Source organism: Streptomyces sp. NPDC046876, from assembly GCF_040645035.1.
GTDB lineage: Bacteria > Actinomycetota > Actinomycetes > Streptomycetales > Streptomycetaceae > Streptomyces.
Genome location: NZ_JBEYXK010000016.1, coordinates 42,490 through 59,722, shown reverse-complemented (window position 1 = coordinate 59,722; position 17,233 = coordinate 42,490). Strand labels below are relative to the sequence as shown.

Here is a 17,233-nt window from a genome sequence, read left to right as displayed (position 1 = left end):
GCGGGCCGGCTCCGGGGAGCTCCGGGGCTCCGGGGCCTGGCGGGGAACTGGTTTCGGGAAACGAAGAAGGCCCCCCACTCGCGTGGGAGGCCTTCCTCCGTCGGTGCGCCGCCAGGGACTCGAACCCCGGACCCGCTGATTAAGAGTCAGCTGCTCTAACCAACTGAGCTAGCGGCGCTTGCTGACGAGGAAGACATTAGCAGGAGGTGGCCCGGAAGGAAAAATCGATATCCGCAGCTCGGGCGGCGCGGACGTACGCCCACAGCAGCGCCTCGGGTCCGGGCAGCCACGGGGAGCGGGTGTCGGGCGCCACCAGCCAGCGCGCCGGGCCGGGCACCGCGTCCAGCGGCGGCACGGTGACGGCGTCGCCGCGGCCGTGGCAGATCGGCGCGGGCACCGGACTGCCCCACTCCTCCCAGGCCAGCAGCGCGGGCAGCCGGTGCGCGGTGCCGGTGGTGGCGAACAGCAGCATCCGGCCCCGGTGCGCGGCGACGGGCCCGCAGCCGGGCCCCTCGGCCCAGAGCAGGTCCAGCATCCGGCGGCCGAGGACGGCGGGGACGTTGACGACGTCGAACGCGGTCCCGCACGGCAGCACCGCCGGGGCGTCGGGGCGGGCCTCCCAGGCCTCGAGGGTGTGCTGCGGCTGTGCGGACGCGGAGGCGAGCCAGGCGGCGCCCTGTGCGGTGACATGGCCGGCCGTGCGGGCGGCGGCCTGGGCGGGGGCGGGGTAGGAGGAAGCCGTCAGCGTCGTCATGCGGAACGGTCTACCCCGCGTAGTGGTCCGGTTTCCAGGAGTTACGGAAAACTCGGACGTGGCGGTGGCCCGTGCGGTATGTTGCGCCCGCATATGCCAGGGGGGCGATGGTTTCGGCCAGTGCGCGGGGTTGTGCGCCTGGCGCGCGCGCCGGCGGGTGGATGTGCGCCCCGGCGTGCGCCGGGGCGCGGGCGCCGGCTGTCGGCTACGCCGAACCCGGACCCCCGGCCCGCTGGAGGGTCTCCCCGAACTCGATCATCTTGAGGGCGTAGTCCTCGGTCCACTCCGCCTCGGCGGCGATCACCGCTGGGTCCAGGCGGTCGAACCGGCGCGGATCGGCCAGCTGCGCGGCCGCCACCGCCTGGAACTCCGTGGCCCGCTCCGCGGCCGCCCGGAAGGCGAGCGTCAGCTCGGTGGCGCGGGCCAGCAGCTCGCGCGGATCCTCGATCGACTCCAGGTCGAAGAAGTGCTCCGGGTCCGCGACGGCCTCCGACGGCTCGAAGAGCAGCGGCGCCGGCCGCAGCTTCCGCTCGGTCCGCTCGGGCTCTGCCATGCGTGTCCTCTCCTCTGCTGCTCCTGCCGCGCGTACCGGACGCCCGGCGCGCGTACCGGTCTTCCCGGGCCAACCGGGCCACCCTCCATTGTCCAACGGGGCGCAAGAGGGCCCGCCGCCCGTGGCCCGGCTCAGGGCCGCCAGGTGATCCGGTGTTCCGCGAGGTGGGCCAGGACGGAGTGGTTGGCCTCCCAGCCGTCCGGGCTGCATCCATCGGCCGCCTCCGGCGGCGTGCCGGACTCCGTCCGGCGGTCGGGGGTGTCGCACCGGGGCCGGGGTCGGGCGGGCCGCCGCCCGTGGCCCGGCTCAGGGCCGCCAGGTGATCCGGTGTTCCGCGAGGTGGGCCAGGACGGAGTGGTTCGCCTCCCAACCATCCGGGAATTTGACCGTTACCCCCAACTGGACCGGCTCCGTGGACGGGTGGTCGTCCAGGAGCTCCGCGATCCCCGCCCGGGCCACGACCACGCAGGCGTGCCGGTGGCGGGAGGCCAGCACGCACAGCCGGCCCGTCTCCAGGTGGAAGGCCGTCGCGTCCGGCCGGCCCGACAGCGGGTGCAGCACCACCGTCAGGTCGTACTCCCGGCCCTGGAGCCGGTTCGCAGTGTCCACCGTCACACCCGTGACCCCGAGGTCAGCCAGCGCCGCGCGGACCGCCGCCGCCTGGTCGCGGTGGGCGGTGCCGACCGCGATCCGCTCGGCGGTCAGCGGCACCGGGCCGGCCTCCTGCTCGTCGGAGGTCACCGCCCCGCGGTCCAGGGCCCGGCGGACCACCAGGGCCACCGCCCGCACCGCCTCCGGGTCGGTGCGCGGGGTGTGCCGGGCGGGCAGCTCCAGCAGGCCCCAGCCCGACTCGGCGGCCTCGTCCAGCACCCGGTCGGGGCCCGACCCGTCCGAGGGGACCCCGTACGCGAGCCGGCGCTCGCCGGGGCCGGTCCCGCTGCGGAACTGGCTGTACGGGTAGAAGGCGCGGGAGACCAGCGGCGCTGCCGTCGCCGGGAGCCGCCAGGACACCGGCAGCCGGTGCTGCGGCAGCTGCGGGTTGTGCGCCAGCAGCGTGGAGACCGCCGAGGCCGACGGGTCGTACGACAACCCCGCCCACTGTTCGGCGCCGACCACGCTGAAGGGGTCCAGCTGCCCGGGGTCGCCGACGAACAGGGCCCGCTCGAACAGCCCGGCCACGGCCAGCAGCGCGTCCGAGCGCATCTGGTACGCCTCGTCGACGATGGCGTGCTCCCACGGCTCGGCGTCCTTCACGTACGCCCACTTCGCCGCGGTGGAGATGGTGATCGGCAGCTCGGCCAGGTCCTTCGGCTTGGCCGAGAGGGTCACCGACGGCAGCTCGCGCAGCGCCGGGTCGTACGCGTCGGCGTCGCTGCTGTGCAGCCGGCCGACCTTCAGCTCCGGGTCCTTGTCGGCGAGCCGCAGCACCAGGTCGTCGACCTGCGCGTTCGTCTGCGCCACCACCATCAGCCGGCGTCCGGCCGCGGCCAGCTCCCGGGCGGCGCGCACCACGAGGGTGGACTTGCCGGCCCCGGGCGGGGAGTCGACGACCACGCCCCGCTCGGGCCCGTGCAGCGTGTCGCGCAGGATGGCGGCGGTCGCCTCGGCTGCGGCCGCCCCCGGGTCGAAGGGCTCGCCGGAGGTGTTGCGGACGGCGGGGGAGCCGGGGGACTCGGGGGAGTGGGGGGCGTCGGGGGCGCTCCGGGTCACAGGATGTCCTCGTCGGTCACGGCGTCGGGCAGCCAGGCGGCGGCGGTCGTGGATCCGGGCGGGCCGCCGTGCGTCCACGGCGTCCGCTCGGGGTCGGGCAGCTTCGGGCCGCCGCGGGCGTCGTGCTCGAACAGCGTCCAGCACACCCGCTCGCCCTTCTCCGGCACCGAGCCCGGCTCCGGGTCCCGGCCGCGGCCCATCTTGTCCAGCAGCCGCAGCACGATCTGCCCGTCCGGCTCGTACCGCACGAACTGCGCGCTCTGCGGGCGCCCCTCCAGGGAGCGGTACACCTTGCCGCCGCCGCCCTCGGCGAGCTGCGGCCGGTCCTCGGTGGCCACGGTCACCAGAGGCCGCGGACTGGGCCGCTTGGACTCCGTCCACTCCATCACCACCGCGGTGACCTCGCCCGCGAAGGCCTCGCCCGCGAGCCGCCGGCCCGCCATCACCAGCGGGTCGTCTAGGGCTTCCTGGGCGTCGAGGCGGACCTGCTCGGTCTCCCGCGTCGCCAGCTTCTGGGCCGCGGTCACCGCGTCGTCGCGGCGCGGCTGCGGCGGCTCGCCGGCCCGGACCCGGTCGCGGTGGCCGGTGTAGGACCAGCGGTCGCGGGTCCAGCGCTCCTCGGCCCGCTCGCCGGGGGGCAGGGCGCGCAGGAGCTCCAGGGACTGCCACACCGCCCGCCAGGTCGGGCGCATCTGCTGCGCGACCAGCTCCCGTACGGCCTCCTCGGCGCGCTCCAGGTCGCCGGGGCGGCCGGCGGTGCGCGCCGCGTCGTAGCGGGCCATCGCGGGGGCCAGCAGCTTGTTGTCGAAGGCCGGGTCGGTGGCGGGGCCCGCGGGCGGGACCAGCAGCTGCCCGGCGCCGTCGCGGCCCAGCTCGGCCCGCAGGGCGGCCTCGGCGCCCGTCATGCCCTGCGGCGGGGCCAGCCAGGCCAGCAGGGCGCCCAGGTGCTGGTCCTCCAGGTTGCTCTGGCCGGTCGCCCAGTGCCGGGCCAGCAGCTCGCTCGCCGCGAGCAGCATCGAGGAGCCCGGGACGCGGGCGCGCTCGCCGAGGTGCGTGAGCCAGCGGCCCAGCAGCGGCACCCGTGCGGGCGCCGGGTAGGGGTTGTCGGGGTCCTCCTCGGCCGTGCGGCGGAACCGCATCGACCGGCCCAGGAGCCGTACGTACTCGATGCCGGCCCGGCTGGGCACGACGAGCTGCGGGGCGTCCAGGCACAGCTCGGCGGCGACCTTGCTGCGGGCGCCCGTCTCCGGGTCGGTCTCGGTGCGCTCGACCTGTTCGACCTCGTCCGCGTACGCCTCCACGTACGGCAGCACGACGTCCGCGAGCTCGGCGAGGAAGGCCCAGCGCAGGTCCCGGTCGCGGGGCTGCGGCACGACCAGCAGCCGCGGCTCGTCCGGGTCGGTGCCGATCAGCGCGCCGAGCGGGGCGCCCGCCTCGCCCGCGGTGGTCAGTGGGACGAGGACCAGGGGGCGGTCGGACAGGTGCCGGTGGCGTACGGTCGCCAGCGCCTGGGCCCGGCCGGTGCGGACGGCCTCCAGCCGGGCGAGGGTGTTCAGCAGCGGCATGCGGCCTCCTGGAGGGCCTCGGCGCGCAGCCGGGCCGCCCGGTGCAGCGCGGCCGCGGCCGGATCGTCGGGGGAGCCGTGGCCCGCGGCGGCCGCGAGGGCCTCGCCGACCGTGGTGAACGCGCCGAGCTCGCCCCGTACGGAGCGGCCCAGGGCGGCGGCCTCGTCGGCGGCGCGGGCCCGCTCGCGGCAGTGGAAGGCCAGTTCGCAGGCGGACAGGCATTCGGGGGCGTAGGCGGCGGAGACGGCGGCGACCGCCTCGGTCAGCTCCTCGGCGGGCCGCTGCGGGTCGAAGCTGAGCCCCTCGGGCAGGGCGGCGGCCAGCTCCTCGACGCGGGTGAGCCGGTCCAGCTGGCGCAGGGTCACCGAGCGCTCGCGGCGCAGGTCCACGGGGGCGGCGGCGGGCAGGTTGGAGAAGTCCTTCGGGCAGACGAGCAGCGCGGTGTGCCCGACGGTGGCGGCGGGCAGCTTCTCGGCGGTCTTCTCCAGGGCCAGGACGTAGACGGCGGCCTGCCGGGCGGCGGCGCCGACCTTGGCGGGGTCGGCGGCTCCGTCGATCAGCGGGAACGACTTGATCTCCACCACGGTCCAGCGGCCGTCGGGATGCACCACGACGGCGTCCGGCTCCAGATAGGCGGGGGTGCCGGCGACCTCCAGGGCCAGCATGGGGTGGTCCAGCAGGGTCCAGGCGCCGGCGGCGGTGGCCTCGCGCAGGGCGAGCGCGGTGCGGGCGGCCCGGCCCTCGGGCCCGGCCGCGGTGAGGTCGGGGACGCGGGCGCCGGGGCCGGGCGGCTCGGCGGCACCGCCGAGGTGCAGGTGGACGAGCCGCAGCAGGGCCGCCCCGCCGTCGCCCTTGACCTTGGCCTCGAAGGAGTTGCCGCGGACGATCGCGAACTGGGACTGGCCGAAGGGGGCGGGTGAGCCGAGGGCCGCGGCGAGGGCGGTCTTGTCCACGCCGGCGCCGTCGAGGAGGGCGCGTCTGCCGCAGCCGGGGTTGGCGGCGAGCGCCGCCAGCGCGCGGGCGTCGAGCGGACGGGGCGGCACGGCGGGGCCGCGCAGGTCAGCGAGCCGCTGCCGCAGTGTCGTCGTCCGGGGCGGGCCGCTGGGAGGGTAGGAGCTCACGGGCGGAAGTGTCCCATCCGCCACTGACAACCGGGGGCGTACTGCCGAAACCCGCTGTTCGGGACGGGCTCTGGCTCTGGCTCTGGCTCGTGCTCGGCAGGCGGTGCGCCGTGCGGCGCGAGAGCGCGCCGGCGATGAGGTACCCGGCGCCCATCACGGCGGCCCCGGCGGCCGCGTCGAGGAAGTAGTGGTTGGCGGTGCCCATGACCACCAGGGCGGTGAAGGCCGGGTAGGCGATGCCGAGGGCTCTGACCAGCGGCCGGCGGCCGTGCTGCCACAGCAGGATCCCGCACCACAGGGCCCAGCCGACGTGCAGGCTCGGCATGGCCGCGTACTGGTTGGTCAGGCCGCCCATCCCGCGCGGGGCGCTGGCCTCGGCGCCCCACCAGCCGTACGCGCTGTACTGGGCCATCGTGTCGGTGAACCCGTACGCGGCGTCGAGGAGCCGCGGCGGGCAGGTGGGCATCAGGGAGAAGCCGACGAGCCCGAGCAGGGTGGAGGCGATCAGCCAGGTGCGGGCCGCGCGGTAGTGGGCGGGGCGGCGCAGGTACAGCCAGACGAGCACGGCCGGGGTGACGAGGTAGTGCAGGGAGGCGTAGACGAAGTCGGCGGGTACGCCGAGCGGCCCGTGCCGGGTGAAGAGCCGGTTCAGGGGCCGCTCGAAGTCGATCCCGAGGAGTTCCTCGGCCCTCAGGATGGCGAGGCCGTGATCGACGGCGAGGTGCACATCGCCCCGGGCGAGGAGTCTGCCGCCGGTGTACGCGCCGTAGAGGAGCCCCAGGAGCAGCAGTTCGGCCCACCAGCGGGTGGGCATCTGCCGATGAGTCATACGGGCTAAGACGTGTGTTCGGACTCCTGGGTTGCCTGGTGTTCATGTGATGGATGATGGTCGGACGATAGAAGTGCCCGAAGGGGCGCGAACCCCTCTCGACCGGGAGAAATCACCGATGGCCCCCCGCATCCTCCTGGCCCGGCACGGCCAGACCGCATGGTCCCGGCTCGGCAAGCACACCGGACGCACGGACGTGCCCCTGCTGGAGGAGGGCCGGCGGGGCGCGAAGCTGCTCGGCGAGCGGCTGGCCCAGGAGCCGTGGGGCGCCCTGCCCGGCGTGGAGGTCCGCACCAGCCCGCTGGTCCGCGCGAGCGAAAGCTGCGACCTCGCGGGCTTCGGCGCCCGCGCGGAGCCGTGGGACACGCTGATGGAGTGGGACTACGGCGACTACGAGGGCATGACCCCGGCCGAGATCCAGGCCGTCCGCCCGGGCTGGCTGATCTGGCGCGACGGGGTGCCCGGCGGCGAGTCCGTCGCCGACGTCGCGGCCCGCGCCGACGAGGTGGTCGCCTGGGCCCGCTCGGCGGAGCGCGACGTCCTGGTCTTCGCCCACGGGCACATCCTGCGCACCCTGGCCGCCCGCTGGCTCGGCTTCGAGGCCTCCTTCGGCGCGCGCATCCGCCTGGAGCCGACCTCGCTGTCGGTGCTGGGCTGGGCGTACGGGGCGCCCGCGCTGGAGCGCTGGAACGACACCGGGCACCTCGAGGCGTAGGGCCCGTCCGGGGGATCGCGGCCCGGGTCCGCGGCCCCACCGGGCCGGACGGGCCGAGCCCGGACCGGCCGGGGGCGGGGCCGCCGCCGCTGGCGCCGGGCGGGGCGGGCCCCAGCGGCGGTCAGGCCATGGCGTGGCGCTGCAGGAACGCCGCCACCCGCGGGCTGCGCTGGTGCGGGACCAGGGCCGTGGCCGTCCCGGAGAGCAGCGAGCGGATCCGCGTCGACTGCACGTCGGCGAGCAGGTCCAGGACCCGGCCGCCCGCCCAGGCGGCCTCGTCGGGGGCCCCCGCCCGGGCCAGGTCCCCGGCCAGCTCGGCGGTGTAGAGCGCCACGTTCCGGGCGAAGTGCGGGTCCTGGAGGTCCGCGGCGCGGCGGGCGTGCCGGGCCGCGCGGGCGTGCTCCCCGAGCGTGCCCCAGCAGTGCGACTCCAGCGACTCCAGCTCGGCCTCGCCGAAGAAGGACATCCACTCCGGGTCCGCCTCCGCCGTGCCGCGGGCGAACTCGGTGTGCGCCCGGTTCAGCGCGTCCTCGCAGGACCTGCGGTCGGCCAGCCCCGCCCAGCCGCCCGCCTCGCGCAGGGCCAGCAGCGACAGCAGCCGCGGCGAGCCGAGGGACCGGGCGGCGCGGCGCCCCGCCTGGGCCGCCCGTACCGACTCGCGCGGCCGGCCGGTGTCCCGGGCCAGGAAGGCGATGTTGCTGAAGGCGTGCGCCTCCAGGCCCGCGTCCCCCGAGACCCGGGCCGTCGCCAGCGCCTCGGCGTAGTGCGAGCGGGCGTCGTCGAAGCGGCCCGAGTCGTGGGCCAGCCAGCCCACCGAGAGGGCCAGTTCGCCGGCGCCCGCGTGCAGCCGGTCCTCGGTGGACTGCCGGGTCGCGCCCGCGTCCAGCAGTGCGTACGCGGCGCGCAGCGGCTCCGCGGCCCGGCGGTAGAGCGCGTCGGCGCCGTGCCGGTCGTCCAGCAGCCGGATCTGCCGTACGGCGTCCTCGACCGCGGCGGCCTCGGCCTCTCCGGCGCGCGAGGGCGGCGTACGGCGGGTGTCGCCGAGCAGGGTGAGGCCGAACGTCGCGGCCGCCACGGTCGCGGAGCCGCCCGCCATGAACGCGCGACGCTGCACGTCGCTCTCCTTGTGGGTGTGGGGGGTGCGCTGCTGCGCCAGGCGGCCGCGGACGGCCTCGCGCGGGTGGAATCCCAGGTCGGCCAGGGACCGGCCGGGGAACATGTGCAGGAAGACCCGCTCGTAGGCGTAGTTGGGGCAGCGGATCTCGCCCGACTCGACCCGGCCGATGTAGCGGGCGTCGCAGGAAACCGTTTCTCCGATCTCCCGGGCGGACCGGCGCACCATGGCCGCGAACTCGGCCGCGGAGTGCTGTCCGCGCAGCCGTCGGAACGTCAGGTTGGGTGAGTGCGGGAACGCCGCCATGGACGTGGCCTCTCTGGCAAGGAACGCACCGCCGGTGCTGTGACGTGGAGCTGGGCCCGGCGCGCATGAAAGTACCGCCAGCGCAGGCCCCTTGATGTGGTGTTTGGCTACAAAACGGATATCTCACCCGGGATCCGCCATGAACTGCCATCCTTTGCGGCGTCTTGCCGCCGTACCGGTTGACGCCGGCCCGCGTTGAACCCATGAGGAGTGGGAGGTGACTCCCGCCCCACGCGTACGGCGAGCGAGGAGGGGTTCTGGTGGTGGAGGCCGGTATGGAGAGCACTGGAATGAACACCGCGACCGCACAGGGCGCAGCAGCCCACGCCCCCGTCCCTGCAGTCCCGGGCGCCCCGGCGGTCCCGGGCATCCCGGCGGTCCCGGCCGTCGCCGCCGGGCCCGTCATCGGGGCCGACGCCCCGGACCTGGTCACCGTGCCCACCCGGCAGGGGCTGGAGGCCGTGGACATCATCCGCCGCGCCGCGAGCCGGGCCGGCGGGGTCGGCCCGGTCCTGCACGACGGGTCCGGCGACACCCTCGGCTTCCTCGTCCCGCCCGGCACCGCCGACGCCTGGGACCTGCCCGGCAGCGCCTGTACGCAGACCAACGGGCGCGGGATGCGGTTCGGGGACGTCTCCCCCGCCTCGGAGGCCGGCGGCTGGCTGCTGCCGCCGGAGGCCGTCGGCCCGGTCACCGACCCCGAGGTGCTGCGCGCCGCGCTCGGCGAGGCGGCCCGCCTGATCGAGGCCGCCGACAACTGCCGCTGACACCCGGCGCGCCCTGACACCAGGCGGGGCCTGACATCAGGCGGGGCCCGGCGCCCGGCCCCTCCCGCCGGCGGCTGTCTCCGGGCCCGCCGCGGCCGGGGACAATGGTCCGGTGGCAGCAGGCAAGGGCAAGGGCGGCAGACAGCGCGGGCGCGCGGCATCCGAGGCGGTCTCCGGGCAGGTGGACGGCGGCCGGGCGGAGCTGGCGCCCGACCGGGAGCGCGCGGGCGGCTGGACGCTGCTGATCGACGGGGCGCCCCAGTCGCACGTGGACCTCGACGACCCCGGGCACCTGGACTTCGCCTACCAGCGGCGGATCGGCCACCTCATCGACCTCGCCGCCCCGGCGCGGCAGCCCCTGAACGTGGTGCACCTGGGCGGCGGTGCCTTCACCCTCGCCCGCTACACGGCCGCCGCCCGCCCCCGCTCCACCCAGCAGGTGGTGGAGGTCGACGCCGCCCTGGTGGCCTTCGTACGCGAGCACCTGCCGCTGGACCCGCAGGCCCGGATCCGGGTGCGGACGCTGGACGCGCGGGCCGGGCTGGCCAAGGTCCCGGACGGCTGGGCGGACCTGGTGATCGCCGACGTGTTCAGCGGCGCGCGCACCCCGGCGCACCTGACGAGCACCGAGTTCCTGGACGACGTACGCCGGGCCCTGGCGCCCGGCGGGTGGTACGTGGCCAACCTCGCGGACGGGCCGCCGCTGGCGCACCTGCGCGGGCAGATCGCGACGGCCGCGGCGCGCTTCGCGCACCTGGCGCTGGCCGCCGACCCGGTGGTGTGGCGGGGGAAACGCTTCGGCAACGCGGTGCTGGTGGCCGCCGACCGGGAGCTGCCCGTCGCCGAGTTCACCCGCCGCGTCGCGAGCGACCCCCACCCGGGCCGGGTCGAGCACGGCCGGGCCCTGACCGACTTCGCGGGCGGCGCGGCCCCCGTGGCGGACGCCTCGGCGGTGGCCTCGCCGCAGCCGCCGCCGTCGGTGTTCCACTGAGCGGGGATCGGACGGGCCGGGCCCTCAGTTCTCGTACGTCTCCACCAGCGGCGGGTGGCCGTTCCAGGTGCAGAAGACGGACATCTCCTTGCCCGCCTTGGTGAACGTGACCCGGATCCAGTACGGCTGCTTCCACACCTGCATCTGCCAGCCGGAGTCCGGCGTTGCCGAGACCAGCTCGGCGGAGGAGGCGCCGAGGTCGAAGACCACCCGGCCGCCGGTGACCGTGTAGGCCTTCACGGTGCCGCCGCTCCCGCCCCCGTACGCCTGCTGCCCGGACGGGTGCGGGTCGGTCGCGGGCGGCTTCGGCGAGGACTTGGCGGGGCTCGGCCCCGGGGACGGCGGCGTCGCGGAGGACGCGGACGCGGAGGGCGAGGCCGAGGGGGACGGGGATTCCGGTTCGGGCGGGCGCTGCGTCGAGGAGGACAGCGGCTTCGTGGCCAGCGGGACCGCCAGCGGCGGATCATAGGCCGTTCCGGACATGACCGTGTGCACGCCCCACCACGACAGCGTCACGGCCGCGCCGGTCGCCAGCGTCCAGGCGAAAGCATGTACAAGTCCTCGGTGCATCAGCGCACATACTGCACCACGGGCACCGGAGGCAGCCCGACACCCCGCCGGGTCGCCCGAATGGACTACGGTGCGGGCCATGGCAAGTGTGCTCGTGGTCGAGGACGACCAGTTCGTACGTTCCGCTCTGATCCGGCACCTGACCGACGCCTCGCACACCGTGCGCAGCGTCGGCACGGCCCTGGAGGCGCTGCGCGAGGTCGCCCACCACCGCTTCGACGTGGTCATCCTCGACCTCGGGCTGCCCGACCTCGACGGGTCGGAGGCGCTGAAGATGCTGCGCGGCATCACCGACGTACCGGTGATCATCGCCACGGCGCGGGACGACGAGGCGGAGATCGTCCGCCTGCTGAACGCGGGCGCCGACGACTACCTGACGAAACCCTTCTCCGTCGAGCACCTCTCCGCCCGGATGGCCGCCGTCCTGCGGCGCGCGCGGGCCGCCGCCGGGTCCGAGGCGCCCTCGGGGGTCCTGCGGGTGGGCGGCCTGGCCATCGACCCGCTGCGGCGGCAGGCCGAGCTGGACGGGGCCGCCCTGGACCTGACCCGGCGCGAGTTCGACCTGCTGGCCTTCCTCGCCGGGCGGCCCGGGGTGGTCGTGGCCCGGCGCGAGCTGCTCGCCGAGGTCTGGCAGCAGTCGTACGGGGACGACCAGACCATCGACGTGCACCTGTCCTGGCTGCGCCGCAAGCTCGGCGAGACCGCCGCCAACCCGCGCTACCTGCACACGCTGCGGGGGGTCGGGGTGAAGCTGGAGCCGCCCGCGTGAGATGGGCCCTCGTGAAGGTGTGCCTGGCCGTCACGGCCATGGTCGTGGTGGCCTTCGCCGTCCCGCTCGGGCTCGTCGTCAAGGAGATGGCCCGCGACCGGGCCTTCTCCAACGCCGAGCGGCAGGCCGCCACCATCGGGCCGACCCTGTCCATCACCACCGACCCGGGGCAGCTGCGCAAGGCGGTGGAGTCCACGCAGATGGGCGCCGCCCAGCGGATGTCCGTCCACGTGCCCCCGATCGGCGGCGCGACGGCCGTGGAGATCGGCGCGGGCTGGGCCGGGCCGGACGCCGTGGAGGAGACCCGCAGGCAGGGGCGGGCGATGATCGTGCCGCTCGCGCGCGGCGGTTCGGCGCTGCTCCAGCCGACCGCGCTCGGCTCGGGCGACATCGCCGTCGTGGAGATCTTCGTCCCGGAGAGCGAGGTCAGCAACGGTGTCGGGACCGCCTGGGTGGTCCTGGCGGGCGTCGGGCTGGCGCTCGTCGTCGGCTCCGTCGCCGTCGCGGACCGGCTCGGCGCCCGCCTCGTGCAGCCGGCCGAGCGGCTCGCCGAGGCCGCGCACCAGCTGGGCGAGGGGCGGCTCGGGGCGCGCGTACCCGAGGGCGGGCCGAAGGAACTCCGCTCGGCGGCCGTCGCGTTCAACTCCATGGCGGACCAGGTCGTCGAACTCCTCGCCAACGAGCGGGAGCTGGCCGCCGACCTGTCCCACCGGCTGCGGACGCCGCTGACGGTGCTGCGGCTCAACACGGCCTCGCTCGGGGACGGCCCGGCGGCCGAGCAGACCCGGGCAGCGGTCGAACAGCTGGAGCGGGAGGTCGACACGATCATCCGCACGGCCCGTGAGCAGCGCGCCCCCGCAGCCGGCGGCGCGGGCGCGGGGGCCGGCTGCGACGCCTCGGAGGTGATCCGCGACCGGATGGCGTTCTGGTCGGCGCTGGCCGAGGACGAGGGCCGCGAGGTGCGGCTCGCGGGCGTGGACCGCACCGTACGGATCCCGGTCGCCCGGCCGGAGCTCGCGGCCGCGCTCGACGCCCTGCTCGGCAACGTCTTCCGGCACACCCCGGAGGGCACGCCGTTCGCGGTGGACGTCCACGACGCGGGAGACGCCGTCATCGTCCTCGTCTCGGACGGCGGCCCCGGCATCGACGACCCCGACGCCGCCCTGCGCCGCGGCAACGACGGCGCCCGCGACGGCTCGACCGGCCTCGGGCTGGACATCGTGCGCCGGGTCGCGGAGGGGACGGGCGGCGACCTGCGGATCGGGCGCTCGGTGCTCGGCGGGACCGAGGTCAGGCTGTGGATCGCCCTGGACGGCCGGGCCCGGGGCGGGTCGGGCGGCGGCCGGGAGCGCCGCGGCCGGCGCAAGCGGCGCGGCGTGCGGATGGGCCGGAGGGAGCGCGCCGGCGAGGGCGGGCGAGCGCCCGGAGGAAACCGCGGGGAACGGGCGGTTTCCGAGGACGCACGCCCGCCCGGAGCCGGCTGAGCGCTCCCGGAGGCGAACCGGGCACGGGGAAGGGCCGGCTGACGGTCAACCGACGTAACCGCGGCGCGGCCGGGGGCGCGCCTCGCGGGGTGCGGCGGCGTGCGTCGGTACGGTCCGCGGCATGGACACCCTCATCTTCGGCGGCATGCTCGCCACGCTGATCGCCCTGTGCCGGGAGTCGTCGCGGACCGTCGTCCTCGGCGCCTGGTGGGTCCTGCTGCTCGCGGTGGTCCTGCTGATGGCGCACCACATCACCAGCAGCCTCGCCCTGACCCTGAGCTGGTGACCATGGCCACCATGCACAGCACCCTCATCTCGGAGACCCAGCTGGAGGGCGGGCTGCTGGGCCGGCTCCAGTACTGGTTCGCCTGCTTCTTCGCCGCCGGCTGGACGGCCGTCGTCTGCGGCGGCCTCTTCTACCAGTTCGGGCTGTGGGAGTACCCGTGCCCGCTCTGCATCGTGCAGCGGATGTTCATGCTGCTGGCCGCGACGGGGGCCGCGTACATCATCCGTACGGCCCTCTCGGACGGGGCGGTGCCCGGCCGTGCGTACATGACCGGCTGGGGGCTGGCCCTGGTCGCGGTGGTCGCCGGGTCCTTCGCGTCGTGGCGGCAGACGATGCTGCACCTCCTGCCGGGCGCCAAGGGCTACGGCAGCGAGGTGCTCGGCCTCCACCTGTACGTGTGGGCGTGGATCCTCTTCCAGGCGTCGGTCCTCGCGATCGGCATCGTGCTGGCCTTCGCGCACAACACGGCGGGCCGGGCGGTCCCGGCGATCGGGCCGGGGCCGTACCGGACGGCGGGCCTGGCCGTGCTGTGGTTCCTCGGCTTGGTCATCGCCGTGAACGTGGTGGCCGTCTTCCTGGAGGAGGGCTTCCACTTGGTCCTGCCCGACGACCCGCGACGTTACCAATTCTTCTACGACGTCGGGATTTCGGGCCGTTAGCGGGGGCGGGCGGCATACCGTACGGGGGCGTGGATCGTTGACCGTTGGGTCCATCGATCCCTCCCTTGTCCTGCGACGGAACGGAACTGGTCATGCGCTACGCAGTCCTCGGCACCGGGATGGTCGGCCGTACGGTGGCCGACCGCCTCGCCTCCCTCGGCCACGAGGTGGTCGTCGGCACCCGTGACCCCGAGGCCACCGCCGCCCGCACCGATTACGCCGAATGGCAGGCGGCCAACCCCGGGATCGGGCTGGCCGGCTTCGCGGAGGCCGCCCGGCACGGCGAGACCCTCGTCAACGCCACGGCCGGGCGGGCCAGCATCGAGGCCCTGACGGAGGCCGACGCCGCCCATCTGGACGGCAAGGTCCTGATCGACATCGCGAACCCGCTGGACTTCTCCCGCGGCTTCCCGCCCGTCCTCGACCCGGTCAACGACGACAGCCTGGGCGAGCTGATCCAGCGGACCTTCCCCGGGCTGCGGGTCGTCAAGACGCTGAACACGATGCAGTGCAAGGTCATGGTCGACCCGGCGCGGGTGGCGGGGGAGCACAGCGTGTTCCTGTCCGGGGAGGAAGCCGCCGCCAAGAAGTCCGTGCGCGAGCTGCTGTACTCCTTCGGCTGGCCCGAGGCGAGCGTGCTGGACCTCGGCGGTATCGAGACCGCCCGCGGCACCGAGATGCTGCTGCCGGTCTGGCTGCGGCTGATGGGATCCCTGGGGCACACCGACTTCAACTTCCACATCCAGGGAGCCTGAGCCCGGACGGACGCCGAGATGTTGCCGGGCCCGGCGTCCGTCCCCAGGGTGGGCCTGACGGAAGGAGTCAGGCATGAGAGTCATGCTCCGGGCCCACCTGGACACGATGGCCGCCAACGAGGGCATCAAGAGCGGAGCCCTCCCCACGGCCCTGCAGAAGCTCATGGACCAGATCAAGCCGGAGGCCGCCTACTTCGGCCCGAGTGCGGGCGTGCGGACCTGCTGGATGGTCTTCGACATGCAGGACAGCTCGCAGATGCCGCCACTGCTGGAGGACCTGTTCCAGCAGTTCAACGCGGAGATCGAGATCGCTCCGGTCATGGACAAGGAGGGGCTGGAGAAGGGGCTGAAGGCGCTGCGCTAGGTCCTCTCTTTCGGCCTGGGCGCGGCGCCCGGCATCGCCGGCCTCGGGTCCTGACCCCGTACGCGTACGGCGGCCGCCCACGCGAGCAGTGCGGAGGCGGCCGCCGCCGCGCAGGCCACGGCGAACGCGGCCCGGTGGCCGTACGCCTGCGCCAGCGGGCCGGAGGCCGCTGCGGCGAGCCCCTGGCCGACGATCAGGCCGCTGCCCAGGACGGTCATGGCCTCGCCGAGCCGCTCGGCCGGGGCTGCCCGCTCGACCAGGGCGAACAGCGCGATCAGGTGCGGGGCCACGGCCAGCCCGATCCCGGCGACCGCGAACGCCGCACCGACCAGCCCCGACACGGCGAGCAGCGGCAGCGTGAGCAGGGCCTGGGCGGTGATGGTCAGGCGCAGGCGCACGGCCGGGTCCGCGGAGCCGGGGCGGGCGACCGTGACGAAGCCGGCGGCCGAGCTGGTCACCGCCATGGCGGCCCACACCAGCCCGGCTGCGCCGGGCGCGCCGCGGGTCTCGGCGAGGGCGTTGACGCCGGTGTTGGCACTGCTCCAGGCGGCCCCCTGCAGGACGGCCATCGCGAAGAGCAGGGCCAGGGCCGGCGACCACAGCCGTACGGGCGCCTGCGCGCCGGAGGACGGGGCAGGGTCGGTGGCGCCGGGAGGGGTGGTGGTCGCGCCGGGCGGGGCGGTGGGGTGGAGCGCGAACAGCGAGCCGAAGAGCAGGATCAGGGCGGCGGCGAGCAGCAGCGCGGAGGCCGGGTGCACGGTCACCGCGAGGATGCCGGCGAGGGCCGGGCCGATCATGAACGAGGCCTCGTCGAGGGTGGTGTCGAAGGACAGGGCCGCGTCGAGGAGCGCCTTGTCCCCGGCGGCCAGCCGCGCCCAGCGGGCCCGGGCCAGCGGGCCGACCTGCGGGACGGTGAGTCCGGCGGCGACGGCGAGCGTGAGGCGGGCCGGCAGGGGCAGGCCGGCGAGGACGGCCGCGACGAGGGCGGCGAGGACCGCGGCGTTCGCGGCGCAGGCGGCGAGCAGCACGGGGCGGTGGCCGCGGCGGTCGGCGAGGCGGCCGATGACCGGGCCGCCGACGGCCTGGCCGAGCCAGAGGGCGGCCGCGACGGCGCCGGCGTCGCCGATGCCGTCGCGCTCGTTGATCAGCAGCAGGGTCCCGATGGGGCACAGCGCGGCGGGCAGCCGCGCGAGGAACGCGTGGACGAGCAGGGCGGTCCCGCCGAGTGCGAGCACTCCGCGGAAGCCGCCGGGGGCGGGTGCGGACACGGACAACCTCCATCCGCACGCCGACCCACCCGTGTCTCCGGCGCGCACCGTTGCCCTTCGCACGGGACGGTAGGCGCGGAACGCCCGCCTCGGAAGCCCTCAGCCGCCGGAGGCGAGCCGCTGGGCCTGGGCCCGGCCGACCTCGGCGGCGCGGTGCAGGAAGTCTGCGATGACGGCGAGTTCGGCGTCCGAGTAGCGGTCCAGGACGGCGCCGAAGGCCCGGCCCGGGGTCTCCCAGGCCTCGCCGATCCGCGTGCGGGCCTCGGGGGCCAGGGCGACGAGGGAGCGGCGGCGGTCGTGGGGGTCGGCGTGCCGCTCGACGATGCCGGCCTTGACGAGGCGGTCGACGAGGCGGGTGGCGGAACCGGAGGTCAGGCCGGTGAGGCGGGCGACCTCGCCGGTGCTGACCGGGCCGGGCTCCATGTCGAGGAGGGCCACGCACTGCATGTCGGTGGGGTGCAGGCCGACGTGGTCGGCCATCGCCTGATTGAAGATCGAATAGCCGGCGTAGTGCCGCTGGCTCTCGGTGACGACGTGCGCGAGGAGCTCGGCGCGGCTCCAGTCCTCACCCGAACGGGGGGAATCGGTTGACATCGACCTCTCCATGCCTGAGATTTGAGTGCGTGGCGCAGAGAATGCGTCGCGCATCATCT

18 protein-coding genes, 1 tRNA gene and 1 pseudogene are annotated in these 17,233 nt (G+C 75.6%); 9 read left to right on the top strand and 11 right to left on the bottom strand.

All coding sequences use genetic code 11. The annotated features are described in order from the left end of the window. Nucleotides 1–104: 104 nt before the first annotated feature. The 7 genes and pseudogenes from ABZ924_RS12450 to ABZ924_RS12420 form a co-directional block, all read right to left on the bottom strand. Nucleotides 105–178: transfer RNA gene (locus ABZ924_RS12450), tRNA-Lys, on the bottom strand. Next, nucleotides 169–847: pseudogene (locus tag ABZ924_RS12445) on the bottom strand (bifunctional DNA primase/polymerase). Before ABZ924_RS12445 ends, ABZ924_RS12450 begins: the two are co-directional and overlap by 10 nt. A 112-nt stretch (nucleotides 848–959) precedes the next feature. Beyond that, complete coding sequence (locus tag ABZ924_RS12440; protein ID WP_361907388.1) at nucleotides 960–1,307, bottom strand: hypothetical protein; 348 nt, start codon at nucleotides 1,305–1,307, stop codon at nucleotides 960–962. A 306-nt stretch (nucleotides 1,308–1,613) separates the two neighbouring features. Continuing rightward, nucleotides 1,614–2,897 (bottom strand): AAA domain-containing protein, encoded by a 1,284-nt coding sequence (locus tag ABZ924_RS12435; protein ID WP_361907494.1) that lies wholly within the window; start codon nucleotides 2,895–2,897, stop codon nucleotides 1,614–1,616. A gap of 116 nt (nucleotides 2,898–3,013) precedes the next feature. After that, the gene (locus tag ABZ924_RS12430; RefSeq protein ID WP_361907386.1) at nucleotides 3,014–4,582 is read right to left on the bottom strand and encodes a hypothetical protein; all 1,569 of its coding nucleotides are present in this window, start codon (nucleotides 4,580–4,582) and stop codon (nucleotides 3,014–3,016) included. Next, nucleotides 4,570–5,703 carry a hypothetical protein gene (locus ABZ924_RS12425; protein WP_361907384.1) on the bottom strand — a complete coding sequence of 378 codons (1,134 nt, stop codon included), beginning with the start codon at nucleotides 5,701–5,703 and terminating at the stop codon, nucleotides 4,570–4,572. The genes ABZ924_RS12430 and ABZ924_RS12425 overlap by 13 nt, the downstream gene beginning before the upstream one ends. Beyond that, the gene (locus ABZ924_RS12420; RefSeq protein WP_361907382.1) at nucleotides 5,642–6,532 is read right to left on the bottom strand and encodes a phosphatase PAP2 family protein; all 891 of its coding nucleotides are present in this window, start codon (nucleotides 6,530–6,532) and stop codon (nucleotides 5,642–5,644) included. Before ABZ924_RS12420 ends, ABZ924_RS12425 begins: the two co-directional genes overlap by 62 nt. A gap of 118 nt (nucleotides 6,533–6,650) precedes the next feature. Here ABZ924_RS12420 and ABZ924_RS12415 point away from each other — a divergent pair, with 118 nt between their 5' ends. Beyond that, nucleotides 6,651–7,247 (top strand): histidine phosphatase family protein, encoded by a 597-nt coding sequence (locus ABZ924_RS12415; protein WP_361907380.1) that lies wholly within the window; start codon nucleotides 6,651–6,653, stop codon nucleotides 7,245–7,247. A 121-nt stretch (nucleotides 7,248–7,368) separates the two neighbouring features. On the opposite strand, the gene ABZ924_RS12410 is transcribed toward ABZ924_RS12415, so the two are convergent. After that, a complete protein-coding gene (locus tag ABZ924_RS12410; RefSeq protein ID WP_361907378.1) occupies nucleotides 7,369–8,667 on the bottom strand; it encodes a tetratricopeptide repeat protein in 1,299 nt (432 codons plus the stop codon). 275 nt (nucleotides 8,668–8,942) lie between these two features. On the opposite strand from ABZ924_RS12410, the gene ABZ924_RS12405 reads away from it, so the two are divergent. Both ABZ924_RS12405 and ABZ924_RS12400 read left to right on the top strand, forming a co-directional pair. Further along, nucleotides 8,943–9,434 (top strand): hypothetical protein, encoded by a 492-nt coding sequence (locus ABZ924_RS12405; protein WP_361907376.1) that lies wholly within the window; start codon nucleotides 8,943–8,945, stop codon nucleotides 9,432–9,434. Nucleotides 9,435–9,546: 112 nt separating this feature from the next. Further along, a complete protein-coding gene (locus tag ABZ924_RS12400) occupies nucleotides 9,547–10,425 on the top strand; it encodes a fused MFS/spermidine synthase (RefSeq protein WP_361907374.1) in 879 nt (292 codons plus the stop codon). A gap of 24 nt (nucleotides 10,426–10,449) precedes the next feature. On the opposite strand, the gene ABZ924_RS12395 is transcribed toward ABZ924_RS12400, so the two are convergent. After that, a complete protein-coding gene (locus ABZ924_RS12395; protein WP_361907373.1) occupies nucleotides 10,450–10,995 on the bottom strand; it encodes a hypothetical protein in 546 nt (181 codons plus the stop codon). Nucleotides 10,996–11,074: 79 nt separating this feature from the next. On the opposite strand from ABZ924_RS12395, the gene ABZ924_RS12390 reads away from it, so the two are divergent. The 6 genes from ABZ924_RS12390 to ABZ924_RS12365 all read left to right on the top strand — a co-directional run bounded on the left by ABZ924_RS12390 (nucleotide 11,075) and on the right by ABZ924_RS12365 (nucleotide 15,312). Next, nucleotides 11,075–11,764, top strand: a complete 690-nt coding sequence (locus ABZ924_RS12390) for a response regulator transcription factor (protein WP_361907371.1) — start codon at nucleotides 11,075–11,077, stop codon at nucleotides 11,762–11,764. After that, nucleotides 11,761–13,248 (top strand): HAMP domain-containing sensor histidine kinase, encoded by a 1,488-nt coding sequence (locus tag ABZ924_RS12385; RefSeq protein ID WP_361907369.1) that lies wholly within the window; start codon nucleotides 11,761–11,763, stop codon nucleotides 13,246–13,248. Before ABZ924_RS12390 ends, ABZ924_RS12385 begins: the two co-directional genes overlap by 4 nt. Nucleotides 13,249–13,369: 121 nt before the next feature. Then, nucleotides 13,370–13,534 carry a DUF5993 family protein gene (locus ABZ924_RS12380; protein ID WP_361907367.1) on the top strand — a complete coding sequence of 55 codons (165 nt, stop codon included), beginning with the start codon at nucleotides 13,370–13,372 and terminating at the stop codon, nucleotides 13,532–13,534. Nucleotides 13,535–13,536: 2 nt separating this feature from the next. Further along, nucleotides 13,537–14,193, top strand: a complete 657-nt coding sequence (locus tag ABZ924_RS12375) for a disulfide bond formation protein B (protein WP_361907492.1) — start codon at nucleotides 13,537–13,539, stop codon at nucleotides 14,191–14,193. Between the two features lie 92 nt (nucleotides 14,194–14,285). Continuing rightward, the gene (locus ABZ924_RS12370) at nucleotides 14,286–14,948 is read left to right on the top strand and encodes an NAD(P)-binding domain-containing protein (RefSeq protein WP_361907365.1); all 663 of its coding nucleotides are present in this window, start codon (nucleotides 14,286–14,288) and stop codon (nucleotides 14,946–14,948) included. 73 nt (nucleotides 14,949–15,021) lie between these two features. Continuing rightward, nucleotides 15,022–15,312 (top strand): hypothetical protein, encoded by a 291-nt coding sequence (locus ABZ924_RS12365; protein WP_361907363.1) that lies wholly within the window; start codon nucleotides 15,022–15,024, stop codon nucleotides 15,310–15,312. Here ABZ924_RS12365 and ABZ924_RS12360 read toward each other — a convergent pair. Both ABZ924_RS12360 and ABZ924_RS12355 read right to left on the bottom strand, forming a co-directional pair. Further along, the gene (locus ABZ924_RS12360) at nucleotides 15,309–16,580 is read right to left on the bottom strand and encodes an MFS transporter (protein ID WP_361907361.1); all 1,272 of its coding nucleotides are present in this window, start codon (nucleotides 16,578–16,580) and stop codon (nucleotides 15,309–15,311) included. The genes ABZ924_RS12365 and ABZ924_RS12360 overlap by 4 nt on opposite strands. A gap of 99 nt (nucleotides 16,581–16,679) precedes the next feature. After that, nucleotides 16,680–17,174, bottom strand: a complete 495-nt coding sequence (locus ABZ924_RS12355; RefSeq protein WP_361907359.1) for a MarR family transcriptional regulator — start codon at nucleotides 17,172–17,174, stop codon at nucleotides 16,680–16,682. Nucleotides 17,175–17,233 lie beyond the last annotated feature (59 nt).

What these genes read in the sequence shown, in the direction of transcription:
- ABZ924_RS12440 (WP_361907388.1), bottom strand. Translation starts at nt 1,307, where the DNA reads ATGGCAGAGCCCGAGCGGACCGAGCGGAAGCTGCGGCCGGCGCCGCTG.
- ABZ924_RS12430 (WP_361907386.1), bottom strand. Translation starts at nt 4,582, where the DNA reads ATGCCGCTGCTGAACACCCTCGCCCGGCTGGAGGCCGTCCGCACCGGC.
- ABZ924_RS12420 (WP_361907382.1), bottom strand. Translation starts at nt 6,532, where the DNA reads ATGACTCATCGGCAGATGCCCACCCGCTGGTGGGCCGAACTGCTGCTC.
- ABZ924_RS12415 (WP_361907380.1), top strand. Translation starts at nt 6,651, where the DNA reads ATGGCCCCCCGCATCCTCCTGGCCCGGCACGGCCAGACCGCATGGTCC.
- ABZ924_RS12410 (WP_361907378.1), bottom strand. Translation starts at nt 8,667, where the DNA reads ATGGCGGCGTTCCCGCACTCACCCAACCTGACGTTCCGACGGCTGCGC.
- ABZ924_RS12405 (WP_361907376.1), top strand. Translation starts at nt 8,943, where the DNA reads ATGGAGAGCACTGGAATGAACACCGCGACCGCACAGGGCGCAGCAGCC.
- ABZ924_RS12395 (WP_361907373.1), bottom strand. Translation starts at nt 10,995, where the DNA reads ATGCACCGAGGACTTGTACATGCTTTCGCCTGGACGCTGGCGACCGGC.
- ABZ924_RS12390 (WP_361907371.1), top strand. Translation starts at nt 11,075, where the DNA reads ATGGCAAGTGTGCTCGTGGTCGAGGACGACCAGTTCGTACGTTCCGCT.
- ABZ924_RS12380 (WP_361907367.1), top strand. Translation starts at nt 13,370, where the DNA reads ATGGACACCCTCATCTTCGGCGGCATGCTCGCCACGCTGATCGCCCTG.
- ABZ924_RS12375 (WP_361907492.1), top strand. Translation starts at nt 13,537, where the DNA reads ATGGCCACCATGCACAGCACCCTCATCTCGGAGACCCAGCTGGAGGGC.
- ABZ924_RS12370 (WP_361907365.1), top strand. Translation starts at nt 14,286, where the DNA reads ATGCGCTACGCAGTCCTCGGCACCGGGATGGTCGGCCGTACGGTGGCC.
- ABZ924_RS12365 (WP_361907363.1), top strand. Translation starts at nt 15,022, where the DNA reads ATGAGAGTCATGCTCCGGGCCCACCTGGACACGATGGCCGCCAACGAG.
- ABZ924_RS12355 (WP_361907359.1), bottom strand. Translation starts at nt 17,174, where the DNA reads ATGTCAACCGATTCCCCCCGTTCGGGTGAGGACTGGAGCCGCGCCGAG.